General features: G+C 61.3%; 5 protein-coding genes. 3 read left to right on the plus strand and 2 right to left on the minus strand.

Going from position 1 to position 6,199, the window contains the following annotated elements:
- Nucleotides 1–2 precede the first annotated feature (2 nt).
- Both cysD and J7E36_RS19345 read right to left on the minus strand, forming a co-directional pair.
- Entirely contained in the window at nucleotides 3–920 is a 918-nt protein-coding gene (gene cysD, locus J7E36_RS19340; protein ID WP_215006405.1) for a sulfate adenylyltransferase subunit CysD, read from the minus strand.
- Between the two features lie 177 nt (nucleotides 921–1,097).
- Entirely contained in the window at nucleotides 1,098–1,856 is a 759-nt protein-coding gene (locus tag J7E36_RS19345) for a Nif3-like dinuclear metal center hexameric protein (protein WP_215006408.1), read from the minus strand.
- Nucleotides 1,857–1,960: 104 nt separating this feature from the next.
- Between J7E36_RS19345 and algW the strand changes: the two genes are divergently transcribed.
- The 3 genes from algW (at nucleotide 1,961) to J7E36_RS19360 (ending at nucleotide 6,099) form a co-directional block, all read left to right on the plus strand.
- Complete coding sequence (gene algW, locus J7E36_RS19350; RefSeq protein WP_215006410.1) at nucleotides 1,961–3,121, plus strand: Do family serine endopeptidase AlgW; 1,161 nt, start codon at nucleotides 1,961–1,963, stop codon at nucleotides 3,119–3,121.
- 139 nt (nucleotides 3,122–3,260) lie between these two features.
- On the plus strand, nucleotides 3,261–5,366 hold the full coding sequence (locus J7E36_RS19355) for a TonB-dependent siderophore receptor (protein WP_215006413.1): 2,106 nt from the start codon (nucleotides 3,261–3,263) through the stop codon (nucleotides 5,364–5,366).
- 13 nt (nucleotides 5,367–5,379) lie between these two features.
- A complete protein-coding gene (locus J7E36_RS19360) occupies nucleotides 5,380–6,099 on the plus strand; it encodes a DUF4198 domain-containing protein (RefSeq protein WP_215006416.1) in 720 nt (239 codons plus the stop codon).
- Nucleotides 6,100–6,199: the final 100 nt, after the last annotated feature.

Here is a 6,199-nt window from a genome sequence, read left to right on the forward strand (position 1 = left end):
CCTTAGAAATAGCCTTGACGTTTTTTATCTTCCATCGAGCCTGCGCCATCGTGGTCGATGACCCGGCCCTGGCGCTCGGAAGTTCGCGTCAGGAGCATTTCCTGAATGATGTCCGTGAGGCTTTCGGCCTCGGACTCCACCGCGCCCGTCAACGGGTAGCAGCCAAGGGTACGGAAACGCACTTTCTTCTTGACGATTCGGGCCTTGTCCTCGTCGGACAGGTGCTCGAGGATGCGCTCGTCGTCGATCATGATCAGCGTGCCGTTCTTCTCGATCACTTCACGCTCGGCGGCGAAGTACAGCGGCACGATCGGGATGCCTTCGAGGTAGATGTACTGCCAGATGTCCAGCTCGGTCCAGTTCGACAGCGGGAACACCCGGATCGACTCGCCCTTGTTGACCTTGCCGTTGTAGACGTTCCACAGCTCCGGACGCTGGTTCTTCGGATCCCAGCGGTGCTTGCTGTCGCGGAACGAGTAGACGCGCTCCTTGGCGCGGGATTTCTCTTCGTCGCGGCGGGCACCGCCGAATGCGGCATCGAAACCATATTTGTCCAGGGCCTGCTTGAGGCCTTGGGTCTTCATGATGTCGGTGTGCTTGGCGCTGCCGTGGGTGAACGGGTTGATGCCCTGCGCCACGCCTTCGGGGTTCACATGGGTGATCAGGTCCAGGCCCAGCTCTTCAACCATGCGGTCGCGGAACTTGTACATTTCCTGGAATTTCCAGCGGGTGTCGACATGCATCACCGGAAACGGCAGCTTGCCGGGGAAGAACGCCTTGCGCGCCAGGTGGAGCATCACGGCGGAGTCCTTACCTATGGAGTACAGCATCACCGGGTTATCGAACTCGGCGGCCACCTCGCGGATGATGTGGATGCTTTCCGCCTCCAACTGTTTCAGGTGCGTCAGTTTGTCGACCATGGCTACTCACGAAAACTATCTTATGAACGGCCAGCGGGCCGTGTTCGAGCGGGGAATCCTAGCACAGCGACCTCTTCTAATCAGGGCACCAACTAGATCGAAACAGCATATGGATATGCCTGGTGGTTCGGCCAGTGCAGCTCCCACAGATTGCCCCCACAGGGATCTGGATTTGCATCAAATCGGATTCGGGCAATCGATGAAGATGTGTTCCAGGGCAAACCGCCGTGCCAGGTAATCGCCCAGCGCCTGGACGCCATAGCGTTCGGTCGCATGGTGGCCAGCGGCGATGAAACTGATACCGTTCTCCCGGGCGCTGTGGAAGGTCTGCTCCGAGGCCTCGCCGCTGAGGTACAGGTCAACCCCGGCCAGCACCGCCTGATCGATATAGCCCTGGCCTCCGCCGGTGCACCAGCCAACCCGGCGGATCATTTGCTCGCCCTCGATCAGCAGCGGCTCGCGCCCCATGACGTCCTGGACCTTGCGGGCGAAATCCCGGGCCGTCATCGGCTCCGACAAGGACCCCACCAGGCCGACAACCTTGAGGTTATCCGGATCCAGCGGTCCTTCGACGGTGATATCCAACTGGCGGGCCAGTTGCACGTTGTTGCCTACCTCGGAGTGCACGTCCAGGGGCAAGTGATAGGCCAACAGGCTGATGTCGTGCTTGAGCAAGGTTTTCAGGCGACGCTGCTTCATGCCGGTGATGCACGGGTTCTCGCCCTTCCAGAAATAACCGTGGTGCACCAGTACCAGATCGGCCTCTGCCGCTACGGCAGCATCCAGCAACGCCTGGCTGGCCGTGACGCCGCTGACGATGCGCATCACCTGTGGCGAACCCTCGACCTGCAGGCCGTTGGGGCAGTAATCGGCAATCCGGCTGCTTGCCAGGTAACGGTCCGCTTCCTCGACCAGCGTGCTCAGGGCTACGGCCATGAAAAGACTCCTAAATATCCCGTCCGGAGGCGCGCGCGGCCTCGTATAATGCGCGACATTATGGGCGGTCTCATACCGCCTGCAACCTTTGTAGGACGTGATTGATGCTCAAGGCGCTGCGTTTTTCCGGCTGGCCGCTGTTGGCCGGCGTGCTTGTCGCTCTGTTGATTATCCAGCGCTACCCGGAATGGGTCGGCCTGCCGAGCCTTGATGTCAACCTGCAACAGGCGCCGCAGCCCAAGACATCGTTGCAGGGGCCGGTGTCCTATGCCGACGCCGTGACCACCGCCGCGCCCGCCGTGGTCAACCTGTACACCACCAAAGTCATCAACAAGCCCAGCCATCCGCTGTTCGAAGACCCGCAGTTCCGGCGTTTCTTTGGTGACAACTCGCCCAAGCAGAAGCGCATGGAATCGAGCCTGGGCTCGGGCGTGATCATGAGCCCGGAAGGTTACCTGCTGACCAACAACCACGTCACCAGCGGTGCCGACCAGATCGTGGTCGCCCTCAAGGATGGCCGTGAAACCCTCGCACGGGTGATCGGCAGCGACCCGGAAACCGATCTGGCGGTGCTGAAGATCGACCTGAAGAACCTGCCGGCCATCACCATCGGCCGCTCCGACAGCATCCGCATCGGCGACGTTGCCCTGGCCATCGGCAACCCGTTCGGCGTCGGCCAGACCGTGACCATGGGCATCATCAGCGCCACCGGGCGTAACCAGCTGGGCCTGAACAACTACGAAGATTTCATCCAGACCGACGCCGCGATCAACCCGGGCAACTCCGGCGGCGCGCTGGTGGACGCCAACGGCAACCTCACCGGGATCAACACGGCGATCTTCTCCAAGTCCGGCGGCAGCCAGGGCATCGGCTTCGCCATCCCGGTGAAGCTGGCGATGGAAGTGATGAAGTCCATCATTGAACACGGCCAGGTGATCCGTGGCTGGCTGGGTATTGAAGTGCAACCGCTGACCCAGGAACTGGCGGAGTCCTTTGGCTTGTCCGGACGGCCTGGCATCGTGGTGGCAGGGATTTTCCGCGACGGCCCGGCGCAAAAAGCCGGCCTGCAACTGGGCGACGTGATCCTCAGCATCGACGGCGAACCGGCCGGCGATGGCCGTCGCTCGATGAACCAGGTCGCGCGGATCAAGCCCACCGACAAGGTCACCATCCAGGTGATGCGCAACGGCAAGGAGCTCAAGCTCACCGCCGAAATCGGCCTGCGCCCCCCGCCTGCGCCGGTGGCGGTCAAGGAAGAGCAGTAACCCGCTCGGATCCCACCGTGGCGAGAGGACTTGTTCCCTCGCCACAGCGATGCATGCACGCTGAGCGAAATCATAGATAGCATAAATTCTCATTAGTAGTGTTATATTGTTTCAATTAAGGAAATTGGAACAACATAACATGTCATCTTTAAAACGGATTTCCCTCGCCAGCCTGGCCCTGGGCCTATTGGCCGATCCGGCCTTCGCCGAAGAAACCCAGCCCTTGGAGCTTGACGCCATCAGCGTCACAGCCGATTACGAATCCCCGACCGGCCCCGTGAAAGGCTATCGTGCAACGCGCTCCGCCAGTGCGACCAAAACCGACACCGCCCTGGGCGACATTCCCCAATCGATCAGCGTGATTCCTGCCAGCGTGCTCAAGGACCTGGGCAGCACCAGCGTCGAACGGGCACTGGAATATGCCGGCGGCGTGTCGAAGCAAAACAACTTCGGTGGGCTGACGCTCTACGAATACAGCGTCCGCGGCTTCACCACGTCGGAGTTCTACAAGGACGGCTTCAGCGCCAACCGCGGCTACCCGAGCACGCCGGACGCGGCCAATATCGAACGCATCGAAGTGCTGAAAGGCCCGGCGGCGAGCCTGTATGGCCGAGGCGATCCCGGCGGCACGGTGAATATCGTCACCAAGAAACCCCAGCCCGACGCCTTCACCACCCTGCAAGCCAGCGCCGGCAGCTGGGATCGCTACCGCACCGCGTTGGACGTCAATACGCCGCTGGATGCCGAAGGCAACCTGTTATCGCGGGTCAACCTGGCGGTCGAGGACAATCACAGCTTCCGCGACCACGTCGACAGCCAGCGGGTGTTCGTCGCGCCCTCCCTCAGCTGGCAACTGAGCCCCGACACCCGTCTGCTGGTGGAAAGCGAAATCGTGCGCCACAACTCGACGTTCGACCGCGGCATCGTCGCCCCGAACAATCGCTGGAGTGGTGTCTCCCGCTCCACTTTTTTGGGCGAACCCAACGACGGCAACATCGACAACCACAACAATATGCTCCAGGCCGCCCTTGAGCATCAGCTCAACGACACCTGGCAGTTACGCCTCGCCAGTCATTACAAACAAGGCGAACTCTGGGGCTTCGCCTCCGAAGCGCGCCCGCTGAATGCCGACGGCCACACCGTCAACCGTCGCTACCGCGAGCGCGACAACGATTGGCATGACAGCATCACTCAGCTGGAACTGCGGGGCCTGTTCGACCTCGGCCCGTGGCAGCACGAATTGCTGATCGGCAGCGAATACGAGGATTACCGCAAGAACGAGCGCGTCACCACTATCAACGGCGGTGCTTATCCCATCGACATCTACAACCCGATCTACGGCCAGCCAAAGCCCGACGGCCTGCGCACGGGAACGGACTTCTTCGAGCATGTGCAAAGCCGCGCGCTGAACCTTCAGGACCAGATCGTATTTACCGACAAGCTGCGTTGCATGCTCGGCGTGCGCTACGAGCATTTCGAGCAAGGCATCGACGACTACACCCGCAACGCCACCCGCCGCCAGCGCCATGATGCCCTGACGCAGCGGGCCGGCCTGTTGTATCAGCTGACACCTGAAGTCGGGCTGTTCGCCAATGCGTCCACCTCGTTCAAGCCCAACAATGGCCTGGATGCCGGCGGAAAATCCTTCGATCCGGAAGAAGGCGTCGGCTATGAAGCGGGGGTCAAGAGCGAGCTGTTCGATGACCGCCTGAGCACCACCGTGGCGGTGTTTCATACCGAGAAGGAAAACGTCCTGGCGCTCGACCCGGGCACGGACACCAGCCGCGCCATGGGCAAGGCCCGCAGCCAGGGGATCGATCTGCAAGTCACCGGACAGCTCACCGACGCCATACGGGTGATCGGCGCCTTTGCCTACATCGACGCCGAGGTGACCCAAGGTGACAAAACCATTCCAACGGGCAGCCGAATCCTCGGTGTCGCCAAGCGCAGCGGCAGCCTGCTGGGCGTGTATGAGTTCCAGGATGGCCGCCTGCGGGGCTCGGATGTCGGCGCCGCGTTCACTTACGTCGGCGATCGCTCAGGCGAGGCCGGCGCCGATTTCGAATTGCCGGCCTACCACACCGTGGACCTGCTGGCTCATTACAAGGCCAGTGATACCGTCACCGTCGGCCTGAACCTCAACAACGTCTTCGATGAAAAGTACTACGAGCGCGCCTACAGCAACTACTGGGTCAACCCCGGCGAGCCACGCAATTTCACCGTCAGTCTCACCCTTGATCTGTAAAAGGAAAACCTGCATGAAATACCCGAAGACACTCGCCCTTCTCGGCCTCTTCCTTGCGACACAAGCCTCGGCCCACGGCCTGTGGACCGAACAACGGCGCGGCAACATCGAAGTGATATACGGGCACGGTGCCGAGGACAACGCGTTCAAGGCGCAGAAAATCAGCGGCGCCTGGGCTTATGACCTGGGCGGGAAAATGATCCCCGTCACCGTTGAGCGTCTGCCGGACCACGCCCGCCTGCAACCGCTCAAACCACCCGCCGTGCTGGCGGTGGCGCTGGACAACGGCATGTGGTCCCAGACTGCCGACAATAAATGGATCAACGAAGGCCGCAGCAAGGTACCCGGGGCTGTCGAATCGACCCACACCTTCAAATACAGCCTGGCGATCTATGAGCCGGGGGCGGAGCTGCCGAAGCTGGAGCCGATCAAGTTCCTGATCCTGCCGCAAGTCGATCCGCTGACGGTAGGCCCGGGCAAGTCGTTGCCGGTAAGGGTGTTGCTGGATGGGAAGCCCGCCGCCGGGGTAAAGCTGGTGGGCGATTACCGCAGCGCGCCGAACACCGTATCCACTGAAACCGACGCCGAGGGCCGGGCCCAGGTGCTGGTGCGCAATGAAGGGTTGAACGTCATCGCCGCACAAATGGAAATACCGCTCAAGGACGACAAGGAGGTGGCGACCCGTGGTGTGTTCACCTCACTGACCTTCCTGGGCGTACCGCATCACGAATAAAGCATCTATACACTGAACATACCTGTGGGAGCGAGCTTGCTCGCGATGGCGTAGAGTCAGTCGATAGTCATTTTGACTGTCAGACCGCATTCGCGAGCAA

The organism is Pseudomonas fluorescens, assembly GCF_018614775.1.
Taxonomy (GTDB): Bacteria; Pseudomonadota; Gammaproteobacteria; order Pseudomonadales; family Pseudomonadaceae; genus Aquipseudomonas; species Aquipseudomonas fluorescens_BY.